20 protein-coding genes are annotated in these 18,831 nt (G+C 67.2%); 11 read left to right on the top strand and 9 right to left on the bottom strand.

The window, feature by feature from the left end; genetic code table 11:
• The first annotated feature begins 85 nt into the window (after nucleotides 1-85).
• From KUV38_RS10625 to KUV38_RS10605, 5 genes are read left to right on the top strand one after another with little or no spacing between them, the layout of a single operon-like run.
• A complete protein-coding gene (locus KUV38_RS10625; RefSeq protein ID WP_222470018.1) occupies nucleotides 86-685 on the top strand; it encodes a VOC family protein in 600 nt (199 codons plus the stop codon).
• Nucleotides 673-1,152 (top strand): GNAT family N-acetyltransferase, encoded by a 480-nt coding sequence (locus KUV38_RS10620; protein WP_222470017.1) that lies wholly within the window; start codon nucleotides 673-675, stop codon nucleotides 1,150-1,152. The genes KUV38_RS10625 and KUV38_RS10620 overlap by 13 nt, the downstream gene beginning before the upstream one ends.
• A gap of 31 nt (nucleotides 1,153-1,183) precedes the next feature.
• Nucleotides 1,184-1,858, top strand: a complete 675-nt coding sequence (locus KUV38_RS10615) for a molecular chaperone DjiA (protein WP_222470016.1) — start codon at nucleotides 1,184-1,186, stop codon at nucleotides 1,856-1,858.
• A complete protein-coding gene (locus KUV38_RS10610) occupies nucleotides 1,855-2,898 on the top strand; it encodes an endonuclease/exonuclease/phosphatase family protein (protein WP_222470015.1) in 1,044 nt (347 codons plus the stop codon). Before KUV38_RS10615 ends, KUV38_RS10610 begins: the two co-directional genes overlap by 4 nt.
• Before the next feature lie 31 nt (nucleotides 2,899-2,929).
• Nucleotides 2,930-3,328, top strand: a complete 399-nt coding sequence (locus tag KUV38_RS10605) for a hypothetical protein (RefSeq protein WP_222470014.1) — start codon at nucleotides 2,930-2,932, stop codon at nucleotides 3,326-3,328.
• A 27-nt stretch (nucleotides 3,329-3,355) separates the two neighbouring features.
• Here the strand turns inward: KUV38_RS10605 and KUV38_RS10600 are convergent, their stop codons facing one another.
• The 7 genes from KUV38_RS10600 to KUV38_RS10570 all read right to left on the bottom strand — a co-directional run bounded on the left by KUV38_RS10600 (nucleotide 3,356) and on the right by KUV38_RS10570 (nucleotide 11,734).
• On the bottom strand, nucleotides 3,356-3,880 hold the full coding sequence (locus tag KUV38_RS10600; RefSeq protein ID WP_222470013.1) for a DUF6985 domain-containing protein: 525 nt from the start codon (nucleotides 3,878-3,880) through the stop codon (nucleotides 3,356-3,358).
• Nucleotides 3,867-5,408: a Ppx/GppA family phosphatase gene (locus KUV38_RS10595; protein ID WP_222470012.1), complete on the bottom strand. Its 1,542-nt coding sequence runs from the start codon at nucleotides 5,406-5,408 to the stop codon at nucleotides 3,867-3,869. Before KUV38_RS10595 ends, KUV38_RS10600 begins: the two co-directional genes overlap by 14 nt.
• 56 nt (nucleotides 5,409-5,464) lie before the next feature.
• On the bottom strand, nucleotides 5,465-7,639 hold the full coding sequence (locus KUV38_RS10590; RefSeq protein WP_222470011.1) for an RNA degradosome polyphosphate kinase: 2,175 nt from the start codon (nucleotides 7,637-7,639) through the stop codon (nucleotides 5,465-5,467).
• A gap of 48 nt (nucleotides 7,640-7,687) precedes the next feature.
• A complete protein-coding gene (locus KUV38_RS10585; protein WP_222470010.1) occupies nucleotides 7,688-8,362 on the bottom strand; it encodes a chromosomal replication initiator DnaA in 675 nt (224 codons plus the stop codon).
• Between the two features lie 16 nt (nucleotides 8,363-8,378).
• Entirely contained in the window at nucleotides 8,379-9,485 is a 1,107-nt protein-coding gene (locus tag KUV38_RS10580; RefSeq protein WP_222470009.1) for an AI-2E family transporter, read from the bottom strand.
• A gap of 163 nt (nucleotides 9,486-9,648) precedes the next feature.
• Entirely contained in the window at nucleotides 9,649-11,439 is a 1,791-nt protein-coding gene (locus tag KUV38_RS10575) for a methyl-accepting chemotaxis protein (RefSeq protein WP_222470008.1), read from the bottom strand.
• Nucleotides 11,432-11,734, bottom strand: a complete 303-nt coding sequence (locus KUV38_RS10570; protein ID WP_222470007.1) for a hypothetical protein — start codon at nucleotides 11,732-11,734, stop codon at nucleotides 11,432-11,434. The genes KUV38_RS10575 and KUV38_RS10570 overlap by 8 nt, the downstream gene beginning before the upstream one ends.
• Nucleotides 11,735-11,925: 191 nt before the next feature.
• Here KUV38_RS10570 and KUV38_RS10565 point away from each other — a divergent pair, with 191 nt between their 5' ends.
• The 6 genes from KUV38_RS10565 (at nucleotide 11,926) to KUV38_RS10540 (ending at nucleotide 17,457) form a co-directional block, all read left to right on the top strand.
• Nucleotides 11,926-12,102 (top strand): hypothetical protein, encoded by a 177-nt coding sequence (locus KUV38_RS10565; protein WP_222470006.1) that lies wholly within the window; start codon nucleotides 11,926-11,928, stop codon nucleotides 12,100-12,102.
• Nucleotides 12,103-12,160: 58 nt separating this feature from the next.
• On the top strand, nucleotides 12,161-13,501 hold the full coding sequence (proS, locus tag KUV38_RS10560) for a proline--tRNA ligase (RefSeq protein WP_222470005.1): 1,341 nt from the start codon (nucleotides 12,161-12,163) through the stop codon (nucleotides 13,499-13,501).
• A gap of 10 nt (nucleotides 13,502-13,511) precedes the next feature.
• Entirely contained in the window at nucleotides 13,512-14,732 is a 1,221-nt protein-coding gene (locus KUV38_RS10555; protein ID WP_222470004.1) for a hypothetical protein, read from the top strand.
• 109 nt (nucleotides 14,733-14,841) lie between these two features.
• Complete coding sequence (locus tag KUV38_RS10550) at nucleotides 14,842-16,089, top strand: ABC transporter permease (RefSeq protein WP_222471041.1); 1,248 nt, start codon at nucleotides 14,842-14,844, stop codon at nucleotides 16,087-16,089.
• Nucleotides 16,082-16,756 (top strand): ABC transporter ATP-binding protein, encoded by a 675-nt coding sequence (locus KUV38_RS10545; protein WP_222470003.1) that lies wholly within the window; start codon nucleotides 16,082-16,084, stop codon nucleotides 16,754-16,756. The genes KUV38_RS10550 and KUV38_RS10545 overlap by 8 nt, the downstream gene beginning before the upstream one ends.
• 89 nt (nucleotides 16,757-16,845) lie before the next feature.
• Complete coding sequence (locus KUV38_RS10540; protein WP_222470002.1) at nucleotides 16,846-17,457, top strand: hypothetical protein; 612 nt, start codon at nucleotides 16,846-16,848, stop codon at nucleotides 17,455-17,457.
• Here KUV38_RS10540 and KUV38_RS10535 read toward each other — a convergent pair.
• Both KUV38_RS10535 and KUV38_RS10530 read right to left on the bottom strand, forming a co-directional pair.
• Nucleotides 17,441-17,881 carry a DMT family transporter gene (locus tag KUV38_RS10535; RefSeq protein WP_222470001.1) on the bottom strand — a complete coding sequence of 147 codons (441 nt, stop codon included), beginning with the start codon at nucleotides 17,879-17,881 and terminating at the stop codon, nucleotides 17,441-17,443. The genes KUV38_RS10540 and KUV38_RS10535 overlap by 17 nt on opposite strands.
• Before the next feature lie 128 nt (nucleotides 17,882-18,009).
• Nucleotides 18,010-18,696: a hypothetical protein gene (locus KUV38_RS10530; RefSeq protein ID WP_222470000.1), complete on the bottom strand. Its 687-nt coding sequence runs from the start codon at nucleotides 18,694-18,696 to the stop codon at nucleotides 18,010-18,012.
• Nucleotides 18,697-18,831 lie beyond the last annotated feature (135 nt).

Raw genomic sequence — 18,831 nt, 5'->3', positions numbered from 1 at the left:
CGAGCTGCAGTGTTGTGGTGGAGTATTTTCAGCAAGAAAATTCAGCGGGTTGTGCTTTGGCGCGGCTCGTGCGTTTGTTGCGGGCATGATTGAATTTGACCATATCGCCGTGCTTTGCACGCGGCTCGAGGACGGGGTGGCCTATGTCGAGGAGGCGCTCGGTGTGCCTTTGGCGGCGGGGGGCAAGCACGAGGCCTTTGGCACCCACAATGCGCTGCTGGCGCTGGGGGGCGAGGAATATCTGGAGGTGATCGCTGTGGACCCGGAGGGCGCCGATCCGGGGCGGCCACGGTGGTTTGACCTCGATCGCTTTCAGGGCCAGCCGCGGATTGCGCGCTGGGTCTGCCGGGTGGATGACCTTGCGGCCAAGGTGGCCGAGCGCCCCGGTGTTGGGGTGCCGATGGCCCTGCAGCGGGGGGAGTATCGCTGGGCGATGGCGGTGCCGGAGACGGGCATCTTGCCGATGAACAACATGCATCCGGCGCTGATCGAGTGGCAGGGGCCGCACCCAGCACCGCGGCTGCCTGATGAGGGCGTGCGGCTGGCGGAGCTTCTGGTGGGCCATGAGGAGGCGCGCGGGCTGAAGGATCTTGGGCTGGACGACCCGCGCCTGCGGTTCATCCGGGGGCCGACGCGGATGGCGGCGCGGTTCGACACGCCGGACGGGCCGAAGTGGCTGAGGTAAGGCGGGCTCAGGCCAACGATGCAGAGGCGATCTGCGGGCTGATCAACTGGGTGATCCGCGACACCATCGTGACCTTCAACAGCATCGAGAAGACGCCCGAAGAGATCTCGGGGGCGATCGAGGCCGGGCAGCCGTTTTGGGTCGCCGAAGTGGAGGGGCGGGTGCTGGGCTATGTCAGCTACGGGCCGTTCCGGAACGGGGTGGGCTACGCCCACACCAAGGAGCATTCGATCGTGGTGCGCCCCGAGGCGGCGGGGCAGGGCGTGGGGCGTGCGCTGATGGCGACGCTCTGTGCTCATGCGCGGGAGGCCAGCGTACATTCGCTCTTTGCCGGGGTCAGCGGGGAGAACGCGGCTGGCGTGAAATTTCATGCCGCATTGGGCTTTGCCGAGGTGGCGCGGCTGCCCGAGGTGGGCCGCAAGTTCGACCGGTGGCATGACCTTGTGCTGATGCAGAAATTCTTGTGACCCCAGCGCCTTGCGCAGGTAAGGTGCCCCCATGTCGATCTGGTCACGCATAGGGGACGCGCTTTCGGCTCTCGCTGCTGGCGAGGGGCTTTCGGCGGTGTTCGACAAGCTGCGCACGGCGCCGGAACGGACGGTGGGCTTTACCATCGCGGTCATCGCGCTGGGGGCCAAGATGGCCAAGGCGGACGGGCAGGTGACGCGCGACGAGGTCACGGCGTTTCGTGAGGTCTTTACCATTCCGCCCGCCGAGGAGGCCAATGCGGCGCGGGTGTTCAACCTCGCGCGGCAGGATGTGGCGGGCTTCGAGGACTATGCCGCGCGGATTGCTCGGATGTTCGACGAGGGCCACGGCGCGCTGACGGACCTGCTGGAGGGGCTGTTCCATATCGCGATGGCGGATGGGGAGTATCACCCGAAGGAAGATGACTTTCTGGCTCGGGTGGCGGCAATCTTCCGGGTCGATGACCGGGAGTTTCGCTCGCTGCGCGCCCGCTTTGTGCCCGATGCCGAGCCGGACCCATACGCGGTACTCGGCGTTGCGCCCGATGCGCCGCTGGAAGAGGTGCGGGCGGCATGGAAGCGGCAGGTGCGCGAGAGCCACCCGGATGTGATGATGGCGCGCGGCGTGCCGGAAGAGGCAGTGCGGATGGCCGAGAAGAGGCTGATCGCGGTGAACCGGGCCTGGGAGGAGATCAACGGGTCGTGAGGCTGGCCACCTACAATGTGGAGTGGTTCAACGCCCTTTTCGACGAGGTGGGCGCGCCGCTGGCGGACAATGAATGGTCCGCCAGGTGGAACGTGACGCGGGCGGCGCAGCTGGAGGCACTGGGCATCGTCTTCACGGCGCTGGACGCCGATGCGGTGCTGATCGTGGAGGCGCCGGACTGGAAGGCACCGCGCCGCACCGAAACCGCGCTGGAAGGCTTTGCAGCGCTCTTCGGGCTGCGGGCGCGCAAGGCGCTGATCGGCTTTCCGAACGACACCCAGCAGGAGTTGGCGCTGCTTTATGACCCCGACAGGGTTGAGGCGCGGCATGTGCCGGTGGGGGAGGCCACGGGCAAGAAGGGCAGCGAGGAGGCGCCGCGGTTTGACGGGGTGTTCCGGATCGACCTCGATATCGACGCCCGGGAAGACCTTGTGCGCTTCTCCAAGCCGCCGCTGGAGGCGGAGTTGCGGCTTGCGGGGTTTGACGAGGTGGTGCGGCTCATCGGCGTGCATATCAAGAGCAAGGCCCCGCATGGCGCGCGCTCGGCGGCGGATGCGACCCGCATTTCCATCGCCAACCGGCGCAAACAGTTGGCGCAGTCGATCTGGCTGCGCCGGAGGGTGGAGCAGCACTTGGCGGCGGGCGAGGCACTGGTGGTGGCGGGCGATTTCAACGATGGCCCCGGCTTGGATGAGTACGAGGCGCTCTTTGGTCGCTCGGGCATGGAGATCGTGCTGGGGGCAGATCAACCCGAGACGATGCGGCTGGTGGACCCTCATGCGCGGCAGGCGTTGGCGGGCGGGTTGATGCAGGCGAAGGACACCACGGCGCGGTTTTATCTGCGCGAGGAGAAGCGCTACCTCAGCGCGCTGCTCGACTACCTCATGCTCTCGCCCGGGCTGGCGGCCCATGCGCAGGACTGGCGGATCTGGCATCCCTTTGACGACTCGCAGATTTATGCCCTGCCGGAGTTGCGGGAGGCGCTGCTGACGGCCTCCGATCACTTCCCTGTCAGCGTCGATCTCGACCCGAACCTTTGAAACGCGGCGCGCGAGCGCTTATGTTGGGGCCATGAAACACCTTGCTGCCATGGCCCTTGCGGCCTCTCTCACCCTGGGCCCGGCGCTTGCGCAGGAGGCCGACCCCGAAGCCCGTGGCGACATGGGCGAGGGCATGAACCTTGTGGAAGAGGGGATGATGCTCTTCTTCCGCGGACTGGCCGAAGAGATGGAGCCTGCGCTGAAGGATATGGCGCGGGATATGGAGCCTGCACTGCGCGATCTGGCCGAAACGCTGGGGCCGCAGATGGCGGCGCTGGCGGAGATGATCGGCGAGTTCGACGATTACCATCCGCCGGAGCGGCTTGAGAACGGCGACATCATCATCCGCAGGAAGACCCCGAAAGAGATGGAGCGGGCACCCGAGCCTTTGGTGCCGGAGTTCGACCCGGAGGGCGAGATCGAACTTTGAGTCGTGCTGGTGGGTAGATTGCCCACCCTACAGGCGTGTCGTGAGGGCCGGATCGTTGGCCTTGTAGACGATGCCCTTGTACTCGGGTCGGTCGTAGGCGGTTTCGTTGGTGACGTGGCCGTCGTAGCCGCCGACCTTGGTCAGCCGAGCGCCATCCTCCCAGATCATCATCAGGCCGTGCTCTTCCTCCCAGACGCAATTGGCTGACATGACCACATAGACGTGGTCGGGGTGGCGCGGGTCGATCACCAGATGGACGGTGCCGGGGGTGACGTGCTGCCAGATTTCCTCGGGCGTGGCGGGCACGCCCATCTCCTCGTCGAGCCACTCCTCGCCGCCCACGTCCTGATGAAAATCGCGGTAGTAGTTGTAGACGTGCAGGCTGTCGGCCAGACGGTCGGCCGGGGTGAGGCGGGCGAAGGCGGCGAGGGCCTGCGCGGCCTGCTCGGGGGAGGGCTCTTGATGGTGGTCGATATAGATATCGCGGTCGACCACGACGCCGTCGAAGTAGGGAACCGCGAGCGGCTCCGAGACGATCTCAATCCCCGGCAAGGCGCACCTCGATCTCGCAACCTAGCTCACTGGCGAGCGATTTGAACCGTGCCTCGGCCACCTCGCCGTAGAGCACGGCGGCGGCGCGGGGCAGGATCAGCTTGAGCTCCTTTTTCTTCGGGCGATATTCCACCCGGCACATGGCTTCGGGGATGTTGCCGGAGAACATCGCGCCGAAGCGCATAGCCTTGCCGAGCACCACTGCCATCTGCCTGTCCTTGTCGGAGAGCAGCTCGACCATCGGTTCGAGGTGCGAGCCGGGGGCGGCGTTGCGGTAGCGGTGCAGCAGGGCGAGGCCGACGAAGACGCGGCCCTGATGGTCGATCCCGCCGAGGTTGGAGCGGGTGGCGTTATCGAAACAGACCTCGCCGCGATAGTCGGGATGGGCGCGCCATGACACATCGTGCAGCAGGCAAGCGGCCTTGATCAGGCGCTGCTTGTCGGGCCGGACGCTGCGGAAGAGCGGCAGGACGAAATCGTAGAGCGTGCGCCCGAAGCCCGGCACGCGGGCGTTTTGCGCCTCGTCGAAACGGGCGGCCTCGATCAGCGGGTCGCGGGCGCGGATCAGGTCGGACATCTGCTCGTAGAGCATGCCCTCGCGGATGCCGTAGGCCGAAATCCAGACCTCCTTGGTGCCGAATTTCTTCATCAGGCGGCGGAGCACCTCGCCCGCCACCGGCACCAGCGCGATCCGGGCGGAGGAAAGCCCGGCCTGAGCGCGGACCTCCTCGAGATCGCGGCCGCGCAGCCAATCGAGCGTTTTACGCAGCTGGGCCGGGGTGGCGTGATAGTCGTGCAGCACGTGGAGCGGGTAGCCCCGGCGCAGGATGTCGAGCTTGGCGATGGCCCGCCATGAGCCGCCGACGAGGTAGAGCCGCTTGTGGGGCGGCAGCTTGTCGGCCAGCCGGTCCAGCACCTTGTCGATCTCGGCGCGGCGGGCCTTGCGGCCCCCGGGAATGGTCTTGAGCCGCAGGGGACCGAGAGACGTGGAAGCGCGCTCGCCCACGCCGCCATCTTCGAGCAGGGCCAGCTCCATCGAGGAGCCGCCGATATCGCAGGAAAGGCCGGTGGCGCCGGGCCAGCCGACGAGCACACCCTGGGCGGAGAGACGGGCTTCCTCCTCGCCGTCGACAACATAGACCTTGAGGCCTGTGGTGGCCTCGATGTCGGCACAAAAGTCCGGCCCGTCATCGGCATTGCGTACGGCGGCGGTGGCGGTGGCGGTGAGGGGCGGGATGCCCATGCCCTCGGCCAGAGCGTGAAAGCGGCGGATCGCGGCAAGCGCCCGGACACGGCCCTCGGGGTTGAGCCGCCCGGTTTCGCCCATGCCGGCGCCGAGGCCGCACATCACCTTTTCATTGAAGAAATACGCCGGGCTGCGCGCCGCGCCGTCGAAGATCACCATCCGGACGGAGTTGGAGCCGATGTCGATCACCCCCACGCGGGAGAGCGCCTGGGCATCGGGGTGGTCGAAGATCGGGCGTCCGAAAGGGCCCCAGCCCCGCTGCTGCTCGCCTGATCCGTCCATGTCATCTCTCCGGGCGGTTATCGTATGTCCGTGATAGAGGGCGGGCGCCGGAAAGGTCAATCTTTCGAGTGGGTCAGTTCCGGCACATCGCTGGCCCCCGCCGAGCCGCGGCCCGAGAGCGAGGGGTTCTCCATGAAGAAGCGGTGGCAGTTGAACGGCTCGGCGCCCTTGGAGAGCGGCGGGCGGTAAAAGCTGCCATCGGGGCGCATGACCCAGCTTTGTGCGGTGTCGGCCATGTTGGCGGCCATCACCTGCTCGGTGATCTGCGCCTTCACCGTGGGGTTGGTGCATTCGACCAGTGTTTCGACCCGGCGGACGAGGTTGCGGCCCATCCAGTCGGCCGAGGAGATGAACACGCGCGCCTTCTTGGAGGGCAGTCCGTGGCCGTTGCCGAAACAGACGATGCGGCTGTGCTCGAGGTAGCGCCCGACGATGGATTTGACCCGGATGTTCTCCGACAGGCCCTTGATGCCGGGGCGCACGCCGCAGATGCCGCGGATGACGAGGCTGATCTTTACCCCGGCCTGGCTGGCGGCATAAAGCGCGTCGATCACATCGGCGTCGATCAGTGAGTTCATCTTTGCCCAGATCTCGGCGGGCTTGCCGGCGCGGGCATGTTCGACCTCGGCGGCGATCATCTCGATCAGGCGCTTTTTCAGCGAGATCGGCGAGATCGCAAGGTTCTCCAGTTCGCCGGGCTGGGCATAGCCGGAAAGGTAGTTGAAGACCTTTCCCGCGTCGCGGCCGAGCGCCTTGTCGCAGGTGAAAAGGCTGAGGTCGGTGTAAATCCGGGCGGTGATCGGGTGGTAGTTGCCGGTGCCGAAGTGGGTGTAGGTCACCAGCTCGTTGCCCTCGCGGCGGACCACCGTGCTGATTTTTGCGTGGGTCTTGTAGTGCATGAAGCCGTAGACCACATGCGCCCCGGCCCGCTCCAGCCGCCGGGACTGGCGGATGTTGGCGGCCTCGTCGAAGCGCGCCTTCAGCTCGACCAGCGCGGTGACCGACTTGCCGTCTTCCGCCGCCTCGCAGAGCGCCTCGACGATGGGGGAATTCTTTGAAGTGCGGTAGAGCGTTTGCTTGATGGCGACCACATCGGGGTCGCGGGCGGCCTGCTGCAGAAAGCGCACCACCATGTCGAAGGTCTCGTAGGGGTGGTGCAGCAGCATGTCCTTCTGCCGGATGGCGGAGAACATGTCGCCCTCATGGTCCTGCACCCGCTCCGGCACACGCGGCGTGAAGGAGGGCCAGAGCAGATCGGGGCGGGCGTCGATCACCAGTTCCTTGAGGTCGGCCACGCCGAGGATGCCGTTGGTCTCGATCACCTCGTCTTCGTCGACCTCAAGTTCGCGCATGATCAGCGCTTTCAGGGCTTTGGGCGCGCCAGCGGACATGTTGAGGCGGACAACCTCGCCGCGCCGCCGCCGCTTCAGGGCGGTTTCGAACTCGCGCACGAGATCCTCGGCCTCTTCCTCAAGTTCAAGGTCGCTGTCGCGCAGGACGCGGAAGGTGCAGGAGCCCTTTTCACGGTAGCCCGGAAAGAGCGAGCCGATGTGCAGGCGCAGCAGCACTTCGAGCGGCAGGAAGCGGTGGGTGCCCTCCTCGGCGGGCAGGGCGATGAAGCGGTCGACCTGATGCGGTATCGGCAGGATGGCATCGAGCTTGCGGCCCGAGTGCTCGCTCTCGAGCTGGAGCGCGAGGCAGAAGCCGGTGTTGGCGATAAAGGGGAAGGGGTGCGCCGGGTCGATGGCCAGCGGCGAGAGCACCGGGAAGACCTGGCTGAGGAAATACTCTGACAGAAAGCCGTGGTCGGCCTTGGTGAGGTGCTTGGCGTCGAGCAGGAAGATATCGTTGCTCGCCAGTTCCTCGCGCAGCGCGGCCCAGCTCTCTTGCTGGCGGGCCATCAGGCGGCGGGCGTCAGCGTTGATGAGCACCAGCTGCTCGGCGGGGCTGAGCCCATCGGCGGCGGGGGTGGTGTTGCCCGCATTGGCCAGCTCGCGCAGGCCGGCGACGCGCACGGTGTAGAACTCGTCGAGGTTGGTCGCCGAAATCGAGACGAAGCGGATGCGCTCGAGCAGCGGCACCTTGGGGTTTTCGGCCTCTTCCAGCACCCGCCAGTTGAAGCCGAGCCAGCTCAGCTCGCGATTGAAGAAACGGGTCGGCCCGGCGATGTCGACATCGTCGAGCGCGATCGGGTCGGGGTAGGCGGCGGAGAGGAAATCGGATTGAGTCATGGCAGGGGTCTAGGAGGCAAAGGTCACGGTAGTGTGACGCTTTAGCCCTTATGTGCCTGATTTTCCGGCCTCATCCAAGACCTCGCGGGCAAGTTTGCGGGTCAGCTTCCCGCCCTTGGCGAGTTGGTGCCGGTCGAGCGCGGCCACGGTGCGGCGGGCGGCGGCGGCGGAGCGCTCCATGTGGACGAGCAGGTAGCTCAGTAGCTTGGGCGTGGGCGCGAGCTGGCGGTCGTCGAAGAGCTTGACGAGGAGCGCGGTGAGCAGGGCGTCATCGGGCTCGGCGAGGCGGGCGCGGGGTGTGGCAGAGAGCCGGGTGGCGAGGTCGGGCAGGGCGGGTGCGGGCAGGGGCTCGCGCGCGGTGAGAAGGAGCCGGGCGTTCGCTGCGGTGGCGCGGTTGAGCAGGTGGAACAGCGGCTCCTCGCGCTCGCGGCTGCCCATCAGGCTGTGGATGTCTTCCAGCAGCAGCGTGGCGCCGGGCGCGGGCGGGGCGAGGCTGGCGAGGCTGCCCGCCTCCAGGGCGGTGGCCCCGGTATCGGCGGCCCAAATGGCGGCGAGGTGGCTCTTGCCCGCGCCTTCCGGCCCCGTCAGCAGCAGCCGCCCGCCGGGCCAGCGCGCGCTGTCATCGATCTGAGCGACGGCCTCGGCGTTGGCGGGCGACACGAAGAAGGCATCGCGCCCGGTGGCTTCGATCACCGGGAGGTCTATTGGGATCTGGCGGGGCATGGGGTGCCTCTTTGGGCTACTCTTGCGGGGGCTCGTCGGCGTGGGAGACCGCCGCTGTGGCGGGAGGTGCCTCTTCGGTGCCGCGATAGAGGCGGCCCTCCTTGTACTGCCGGGTGGCCCAGCGGGCAATGACCCCGAGCGAGGCGGCCACGGGCACGGCGACGAGCATGCCGGTGAAGCCGAAGAGCGCGCCGAAGGCCGAGAGGGCGAAGATGAGCCAGACCGGGTGCAGCCCGACCGATTGGCCGACGAGGTTGGGGGTGAGCACGTTGCCCTCAAGGAACTGACCGACAAAGAAGATCACCGCGACGGCACCGATCCACCACCATTCGCCCCAGAACTGAAAGAAGGCGAGCCCGATCGCCAGCGCCCCGCCGACCAATGCGCCGACGTAGGGGATGAAGGTCAGCGCGCCCGCCACAGCCCCGACGACGAGGCCGAAGTTGAGGCCCACCGCCATGAGCGCCACGGCGTAGAAGATGCCCAGCACGAGGCAGACGGTGCCTTGCCCGCGGATGAAGGCGGCGAGGGTCTTGTCGATCTCATGGGCGAGGTGGCGGATGGTGGGGGCGTGGTCGCGCGGCAGCAGGTCATCGACTTTGGCAACCATGCGGTCCCAGTCGAGCAGCAGGTAGAAGGCGACGATGGGCACCAGCACCAGCAGCACCAGCACGTTGACGAGGCCGGAGACCGAGCTGACGAGGGAGCTTACCAACTCGCCGCCGCGGGACTGGATGGTTTCACCCAGCGTGGAGAGCGACTTGGAGACGGTGCTTTCACCGTCCATCAGGTCGGGGAAGCGGGCGGTGAGAAAGTTGCGCAGGTCGGAGAAGATCTGCGGGGCGGCCTTGAAGAGCGCGACCGACTGCTCAACGAGGGTGGGCACGATCAGCAGGGCGCCGAGGATGAAGATCAGCAGGGCGACCAGCGAGATGACGATGACCGCGGCGATGCGGTGCAGGCCCATCCGCTCCAGCCGGTCGGCGACCGGGTCGAGGCAGTAGGCGACGGCGCCGCCCAGCACGAAGGGCAGGATCACATCGCCCAGCAGGTAGAGCACGCCGAAGAAGACCACGGCGGCGAGGCCCCAGTATTTGGCCTGATCTCTGACCGGAAGTGCCATTTTGCCCCTTCATTCGCTCGCGCGCCCATATTGCCCGTGAGGCGGCGGGGTGCAAGGGCGAGAGGGGTGGGAGGCCGGCGGGTGTGGGCCGTAGCGGTAGGGAGGGGAGATGCTCGCCGGGGCGTTATGGGTCCGCAAGCAGGGGCTTCGGCATTGCCGGGTGTCAGCTGGCTGCGCGGAGGCGGGGCATCACCGGATGGGCCTCGGGCGCGTCTTGCGCAGGCTCCAAAGCCCCGCCGAGGCTGAAGCCTTTCATCAGCGCGTTCAATTCATCGGCGCTTCCGGCCAGAACGGCGTTGGCGGCGGTGGTCTCCTCGAACATGCCGGCATTCTGCTGGGTCACGCGCTCGAGGTCGGAGACGGCGGTGTTGACCTCGCTGAGGCCACGGGACTGGTCGGAGGTGGCATCGGCGATGGAGCGGAGCCGCTCGACGATGCCGGTGACCGAGGATTGGATGCCCTCCAGCGCGGTGCCGGTGTTCTTGACCAGAGCCGCGCCGCCGGAAATTTCTTCGACCGAGTTGGAGATCAGGCTGTTGATTTCGCGCGCGGCCTCGGAGCTGCGCTGTGCGAGGGCGCGGACCTCGGAGGCCACCACGGCAAAGCCACGGCCTGCCTCGCCCGCGCGAGCGGCCTCGACGCCTGCGTTCAGGGCGAGGAGGTTGGTCTGGAAAGCGATGTCATCGATGACGCTGGTGATCTTGAAGATCTCGCGCGAGCTGCCCTCGATCCGGTTCATCGCGTCCACCGCCTCGGCCATGATGCCTGTGCCATCGGAGGCTTCGCCCGAGGTGGCCTCGGCCTGCTTGCGAGCATCACGGGATTCGGAAGCGACAATCTCGATGGTTCGGGTCAGTTCCTTCAGCGTGGCGGCAATCTGGGCCAGCGTGGCGGCCTGTTTCTCTGTGCGGGTCGACAGATCGGTGGCGGAAGACGACAGCTCGCGGGATTGCTCGTTGATCGAGGCGGCTTGAAGGATCACCGCGTTCATCGCGGTGCAGAGCCGCTCGCCCGCGCCGTTGAAGTGATGCGCGAGGTCGGCAAAGTCCTCGCCCAGTTCTTCCGTCACCCGCACGGAGAGGTCGCCCTCGGCCAGCATGGCGAGTTTCTGGCGGAACACGTCGAGCAGGCGGGCGAGCGCCTCGTGCCGCTCGGCGGCAGCGGCGGCCTCCCGGGCCTCGGCCTCAGCGGCCTCGGCAGAACGCTTCTCGACTTCCTGCAAGGCGGTTTCGGCCTCTGCACGAGCCTTGGCAGCTGCCTTGGACTGGTCTTCGGCGCGGCCACGCGCCTCGGTCGCGCGCTTGGCCTCTTCGCGGGCCATCGCACTGCTTTCTTCGGCCTTTGCGGTGGCCACGAGGCTCTCTTGCGCCTTGTCGGAGGCCTCGCGCGAGAGCGAGATGCGGTTGAGGATACTCAGGGTCAGCACGGCGGTTTCGGCCACGACGATGATGGCATGAAACACGGTGCGGCCGATGTTGAAGACCAGATCGGAGGAGGGGTAGACCAGCGCGGGCAGGGCGAAGGTGAGCGTGAGGTGGTGTACGGCGATGGTGCCCGCGGCCACCAGCAGCGGCACGATATCGGCCAGCGCCACCAACATGGCCAGCACGGCGAAGTAAGCCATGTGACTGTCGATCTGCATCGGGTGGCCGGCGAGCGCGGCGTTGAGCGCGATGGTGATGCCGGTGAGCGCCTGTGCCACGACGATGCGGGCCACGCGCGGCGAAAAGCGCGGTGCGGCGAGACCGAGCAGGGCGAAGGCGCCGCCAGCGAGACCCATCACCATGATGTTGCCGCCCATCGCCCATTCCGCCGCGACGGCGAGCAGCCAGATCACCGGGGTGATGCGCGAGAGCAGCCTGACCGCGTTGGCGCGGGCCTGTTCGAGGGCGTGGTCCACGCTGGGGTCGATCGCGTGTTCGGCGGTGAGCAGGAGAGGCTTGGCGTCAGGCATCAGAGACTCCACAGAGGGCGGCAAGGGCGCCGCCGCCGAGCACGGCCCAGGCACCCTCGGTGTGGACCTCTTGCGCGGCGGCGGGGGAGGGGAAGCGGGCGAGCACGGCGAAAGGCGCGCGGCGGGGGCCAAGCGGGCGGCCACCCGCGCGGGCCAGCAGTGCATCAGCATCGGCCCAAGGCGGAACGATCACCAGCGCGGGTCCGTCGCCCGGCGGCGCGGCGAGCACCATGGCCAGCGGCGTGACCGCGAGGCTGGCCAGAAAGGCCAGCGGAAGGGTGATTTTGCCGAGCAAGGCTGCCCCCGGACGGTTAGCGTTGGTTTCGTCTTACCCATCGCCGGTTTCCGGCTCCTTAACGCCGCCGGATTTTTGCCGCGGTACAGGAAGCTGCTGTGAATAAGCCGTGATTGCCCGCGTGCGCGCGTTGCCTGACGCAGGGGTAAGGCGCATGCATGAAAGAGCACGCAAGCAAGGTTTGCCCCCCGATGACCCAGTATCTCAAGCTCTCTGCCCTGACCGCGCCGCGCCCCTCCCCTGCGCCGGAGTCAGCCCCCGCGCAGGAGCGCCCCCGTGCCGAGCCTGCGCCCCACCGCGCCCCCGAGGCCACCGGGGCCGGGCAAGCAGCAGAAGGCCAGCGCACCCCGAAGTCCGAAATCTTGTGAGCCCGCCCGCGATGGGCTAGAGCCTCGGGGCAACGCACATTGCCCCAGAGGACCCCAAATGCGCCTGAGCCGCTACTTCCTGCCTGTTCTCAAGGAAACCCCTGCCGACGCGCAGATCGCCTCGCACCGCTACATGCTGCGCGCGGGCATGATCCGTCAGCAGGCCGCCGGGATCTACTCGTGGCTGCCGCTGGGCTTCAAGGTGCTCAAGCGGATCGAGCAGATCGTGCATGAGGAGCAGCAGCGGGCCGGGCACATTCCGATGCTGATGCCCACCATCCAGCCCGCCGATCTGTGGCGCGAGAGCGGCCGTTACGACGCCTATGGCCCGGAGATGCTGCGCATCCGCGACCGGCACGACCGGGACATGCTCTTTGGCCCGACCAACGAGGAGATGATCACCGACATCTTCCGCGCCCATGTGGCCAGCTACAAGAGCCTGCCGCTAACGCTCTACCACATCCAGTGGAAGTTCCGCGACGAGATCCGCCCGCGCTTTGGGGTGATGCGGGGCCGCGAGTTCTACATGAAGGACGGCTACAACTTCGACCTCACCAAGGAAGACGCGCTGCACGCCTACAACCGCCACATGGTGAGCTACCTGCGCACCTACGAGCGGATGGGGCTGACGGCGATCCCGATGCGGGCCGATAGCGGGCCGATCGGCGGGGATGACACCCACGAGTTCCTCGTGCTGGCGCCGACGGGCGAGAGCGACGTGTTCTACGATGCCGGCGTGACCGAGCTGAAGCTGGGCGACCGCGAGATCGACTATGACGACCGCGAGCAGGTGAAGGGCGTCTGCGACGAGTTCACCTCGCTGTACGCCCGCACCGACGAGACCCACGACGAGGCGCTTTACGGCGCGATCCCCGAGGATCGGCGCCGCGCGGGCAAGGGCATCGAGGTGGGGCAGATCTTCTACTTCGGGACCAAGTATTCCGAGCCGATGGGCGCGAACGTGCAGGGGCCGGACGGGGCCAAGGTGCCGGTGCACATGGGCTCGCATGGAATCGGCGTGAGCCGCCTTGTGGGCGCGATCATCGAGGCGTCGCACGACGACAACGGGATCATCTGGCCCGAGGGGGTGACGCCTTTCCACGTGGGCATCGTCAACATGCGGGCGGGCGACGAGGCCTGTGATGCGACGAGCACGGCGCTCTATGGCACGCTGAAGACGCTGGGGCTGGACCCGTTGCTGGATGACACCGACGAGCGGGCGGGGGCAAAGTTTGCCACGATGGACCTGATCGGCCTGCCGTGGCGGATTACCGTGGGGCCGCGGGGGCTGAAGAACGGCGTGGTCGAGCTGACCTCGCGCCGCACCGGCGAGAGCGAGGAACTTAGCCCCGAGGCCGCCGTGCAGAAGCTGGCGGGGCTCTACGAGGGCCACCTCTGAGGCGCGCGCCATGATCCCGCCCGCAGGGCTTGCGGAACATCTGGCCCTGCTGAAGGGCCGGGTGGAGCGAGAGGGCGGCATGGCCGCGCTGCGGGCTTGGCTCGACGGCTGGAACGCGCAGCGGCTCCACGGCGGGACGCGCGGCGAAGATGCGGCGTTTTTCAACAACTTCACGCGGTTCCTGCGGGAGAGATACCCGAAGGCCGGGCTGAGCCCTTGGCCGGTGGCGCTTGTCGAGATCGCGGGCGGCGACCGGGAGGCCGTGGCGCTGTTCTTCGAGCTGTTCGAGGCGTTCGAGGACGGCAAGGCAGCGCGGGCGCGGCTGCTGGAGAAGGGTAGGCACGGGCCGGCGCAGAACCGCGCCGCTCGGCCCGAGCCGAAGCCGCGCCCCCTGCCGCCGGGCGCCGATCCTTTCGCGCCACCGCCGGGGCACGCGCTGACGGAGCTGATCAAGGGCTTCGCCTCCGGCAAGCTGGACCGGCCGGGTGACGGCACGCTGGTGGCGCTGAAGGTCTGGCTGGACGGCTGGGCGGGCGAGGACCGGCGGCGCAAGGCGGCGATCTCTGAGCTGGCGGGCTTCATGGCGGCACTGGGCGGGCAGAAGAGGCAAAAGGACTGGACCAAGATGATGCTGCCGCTGAACGGGCCTGTGACGGACCGTTACGTGGCCCTTGCGTCGGTGTGCGAAAAACTGGACCGGCGGCGGCGCGAGGTGGCTGACAAGTTCAGCCCGGTGCTGGGGGCGCCGGTGATCCCCGATGGGCCGGAGCCGGGCTTTCCGGCCTTGCCGATGTTGCGGAATAGCACACCGCTGGTGGAGTGCTTCGAGACCTGGGCGACCACGCCCGCCACACGGCCCTGCGATGGCGACTTGGGGCGGATCAGGGGCTGGCTGCTGCACTGGGTCGAGGCCAACCAGCCGGAGGGTGAGGATGCCGCCGTGGCGCGCTATCTGCACCAGTGGCTGGGCTATCAGGCCAAGCTTACGCATGTGCCGCACTGGGAGGCCCGGCTGGCGGTGCTGGCGCGCCCGCAAGAAGACCTCTGGTCGGCTCTGGCCCGCGCCGTGGCCGCGTTGGCGCATCGCTATCATCAGGTGAATACGAGCCAGAACCCCGAGTTCACTCACCCGGTGATCCCCGAGACCGACGCGCAGCGTGCGGGCTGCGTGGACCTGCGACAAGACGCCTTTGCCGAATGGGCCAAAGCCCCTGATCCGGGCGACCGTTAGCGCTTGACCCCCGCACCCCTCCGCAGCATTTTGCGCGCCAAACCGAGCAGGAGGCCCAGACGTGGCCAAGACAGCAGGCAGAACGGCCCCGTTCTCGAAATACGAGTGGATGATCGCATGGCGCTACCTGCGCTCGCAGCGGTCTGACGGCGGCGTTTCGATCCTGAGCTGGATCGCGCTGGGGGGCATCACACTCTCGGTCTTTGCGCTGATCGTGGTGATGGCGGTGCGCTCGGGCTTCCGGACCGACTTTGTGGACACCATCATCGGTGCCAATGCCCATACCTCGGTGCGCTCGGCGGTTTACGTGGACGAGAACGGCGCGACCTCGCGGCAGATCGTGGACTATGACGACTGGGCGGCGCGGCTGGCGGAGGTGCCGGGCGTGACTTCAGTGGCACCGCTGGTGAAGGGGCAGGTGCTGGCCAATCTGCGGGCGGCCAATGCGGGGGTCGAGGTTTATGGCATCCGCGCCGAAGACCTCGCCAAGCTGCCCCGCATCGCGGAGCCCGAGCAGAAGGAGGGCGATATTGCCCGCTTCGAGGAGGGCATCGCTATCGGCTGGGGCGTGGCGCAGGAGCTGGGCGCTGTGGTGGGCGACCGTATACGCATCATCAACCCCAACGGGGTGCGCGGGCCGATGGGGGTGACGCCACGGGTGAATGCCTATGAGGTGGTCTACGTCTTCCAGGCCGGGCGGTGGGATATCGACCGCACGCGGGTGTATCTGCCGTTTGCGGAGGCGCAGAGCTTCTTCAACTTCGACGGCGCCGCGAGCGAGATCGAGGTCATGGTCGAAGACCCGGAAAACATTGAGCAATGGGACGTGCCGCTGCTGCAGGCCGCCGGAGACAAGGCGGTGATGTGGAGCTGGAAGGATGCGTGGGGCAACTTCCTGCGGGCGCTGGTGATCGAAGACATCATGATGATCATCATCATGTCGATCCTTGTTCTGATCGCCGCGCTGAACATCATCTCGGGCCTGATCATGCTGGTGAAGAACAAGGGCCGCGACATTGGCATCCTGCGCACGATGGGGCTGACGCGGGGCGCGATCCTGCGGGTGTTCTTCCTCTGCGGGGCGCTGATCGGAACGGTGGCGACGGCGCTGGGCACGCTGCTCGGGTGCCTCTTTGCGGTGAACGTGAACAACATCGTCAGCTTCATCAACTGGCTCAGCGGAGCCGAGGTGTGGGATGCCTCGATCCGGGGCATCTACCGGGTGCCGAGCGAGCTTCAGACCGGCGATGTGCTTTTTGCCGTGGCGCTGGCGCTGGCGCTCTCATGGGGGGCGACGATCATCCCCGCGCGCCGGGCGGCGCGGCTCGATCCGGTGGAGGCGCTGCGTTATGAGTGAAGTCTTGGGGCTGAGCGGGATCGAGAAGATCTACAACGCCGGAAAGCCGAACGAGATCAACGTGCTGCGCGGGGCCTCGCTGGAGATGAGCGCAGGCGAGGTGGTGGCGCTGGTCGCACCCTCCGGCTCGGGAAAATCCACCCTGCTGCACATCGCCGGGCTGCTGGACACGCCCACCGCCGGGACCGTGCGGCTGCTGGGGGATGACATGGGATCGCTCGGGGACGGGCGGCGCACCGAGGCGCGGCGGGCGCAGGTGGGGTTTATATATCAATTCCACCACCTTCTGCCGGAGTTCACCGCGCTGGAGAACATCGTGCTGCCGCAGCTTGCGAATGCGGTGGAGCGCGGCGACGCCGAGGCGCGGGCGCTGGAACTGCTGGGCACGGTGGGGCTGGACGCACGCGCCAGCCACCGCCCGGCAGAGCTTTCGGGCGGGGAGCAACAGCGGGTCGCCTTTTGCCGGGCGCTGGCCAACGGGCCGGCGCTGCTGCTGGCCGACGAGCCGACCGGCAACCTTGACCCCGGCACCTCTGATACCGTGTTCCAGGCCCTTGTCACGCTGGTCCGCGAGACCGGGCTGGCAGCGCTGATCGCGACCCACAACCTCGACCTCGCCGCGCGGATGGACAGGACGGTGCGGCTGGAAAACGGGCTTCTGGTCTAACCAGCGTTTCCACCTGCGAAACCGGCTGTTTCCCGCAGGCGGGCACGTTAGGGCAACTTTCGCCGCAATCCTCTGTTAACCATTGGCCAATGGATTGGGCACTCATTCTCTCTATGCCGCTCATGCTCTTGCTGGGCTTCATTGGCGACGCTGCTAGCCGCGATGAAGACGATGACGAGGCGCTGGGCGAGGGCAACCTCCAGAATGCGGAGGAAGACGCCGCCGTGGCTGCGCGGGCGGCCTATGGCGAGGATATGCTGGCGCTGATGGCCGAAGACGCCGAACAGGCGGAGCGTGCGGAGCCGGTGGCCGAAGAGGAGCCCGAGGCTGAGGGTGAGCCTGACGTTGAGCAGGGGCCGGAAGCTGTTGAAACGGCGGTGAAACCTGCCGCCGTTCCCGTGGGCGAGAGCGCCGAATCGGAGTCCGCCGAGGTGGCAGAAGAAGAGGCCGAAGCGCAGGCGGCGGAAGAGGCGCTGGCGGAGGCCGAAGACGAGGGCTCCGAAGATCTCAGCGGGTTCGACGTGGAAGAGGATGTGCTGGTGTTCGAAGCGCCCGGCGCCTCGGAGGCGGAGCCGGAGTTCGAGGCCTCGGACGAGGGGCTCACCGTGCGCATGGCGGGGCAGGAGGCCTTTCTGCCCGGCGTGACCGAGCTGCCCGAAGGCGCGGTTGTTGGCGTCGAACCGGCTACCCCTTCAACGTAAGCACGACCCCCAGAGCCATCAGAGCGATCCCGCCCGCGCGGACGAGGGTGAGCCCGTGTTGAGCTGCGCCGAAAAGGCCGAAGTGGTCGATCACGGCGAAGGAGATCATCTGCCCCAGCAGCACGAAGATCACCGCGTTGCCGACCCCGAAATAGGGCGCGACCCAAGTGATAGACAGCACGTAGAAGGCGACGAAGAGGCCGGCAAGAAACCCCTCTCGAGGGGCCGTGGCAAAGCGGGCCAGCGGCGCGGGGCCGGTGACGAGGGCGGTCACGAGCGCGGCGCAGAAGGCCACGATGAAGAGCACTACCGCCGCGGAGGCGGGCGAGCCGAGATGCCGGCCGAGGGAGGCATTGAGCGCCGCGAGGATCGGAATGCCGATGCCCGCAAGGAGCATCACGGCGGCAGAGGTGGCGTAGCCCATCGGTCTCACTCCATGTTCATCGCGGCGAAGCTAGGCGGTGGGCGCGACGGGGGCAAGGTGAGGGCGCTCGCGCAGAGTATGGCCAAAAAGGTGAAAGAACCCTTTACGGCGCCGCACCGTGGGGGCCGTCAGGAGCAAATCCCTTTGGTTTCAGCCCCTTCCCAGGGCAAGACCACCGCGCCGACGGGGCGGGAAAGCTCCAGCGGGGCCGGGTCCATCACCTGTTTGAGCAGGTCGCGGAGCCGGGCGGTGCGGCTGCCTTCGGGGTCGAGCGTGCGGCAGCAGACGAACTCTTCGACAAGGCTGGCCTGCTGCTCGTAGGGGTAATCCAGAAACTGCGGATTGCTTGACGGATCAAACAGATAGGGGTCGCTGTTGCCCCTGTGCTCGGCGGCGGCCTTTAGCGGGTGATAGCCGGTGAGCTTGCGGTTTTGCCACTGCCAGACATGGGTGATCTCATGGGCGATGAACATGGCGGCGGGCAGGTTCAGCTCGTCGGGCCAGCCCTCGAGATATTCTTCCAAGTACCAGTCAGGGTTGAGATAAATCCGGTTGAACAGCACGAGGCCAGCGGTGCGGGACTTGAAACTGCGGGCTGTGCTGGGGGGCAGGATCAGCTCGCGGCAGGTGGTGCGGGGGCGGGTGAGATAGGTGCGCTCGATCGCGCCGACGCTGCTCCATGTGGTGAGGCGCACGCGTGAGAGGTCGGCGCCATCGCCATGAATTTCCTGCAAAAACCCCTTCTCCGCCTCGGTCAGCGGGCGGCCGCAGGAACTGGCGAGAAGGACGAAACAGAGAGCAATCAGAAGGCGCATCGGGGCGAGTTTAAAAAATTTCCGGGGGGCGGCAAGCGGTGGTTAACCACGATTGAGAGAGGGGGCACATCTGATGCACAACCCATGCACATCCCATGCATACGCGCGCTGGCTTTACCGCTTGGTATGACCGCA

This window comes from Vannielia litorea (assembly GCF_019801175.1).
Lineage (GTDB): Bacteria > Pseudomonadota > Alphaproteobacteria > Rhodobacterales > Rhodobacteraceae > Vannielia > Vannielia litorea_B.
Note: the sequence above shows the minus strand (reverse complement) of the source record. Positions and strands in the feature narration are given on the sequence as shown.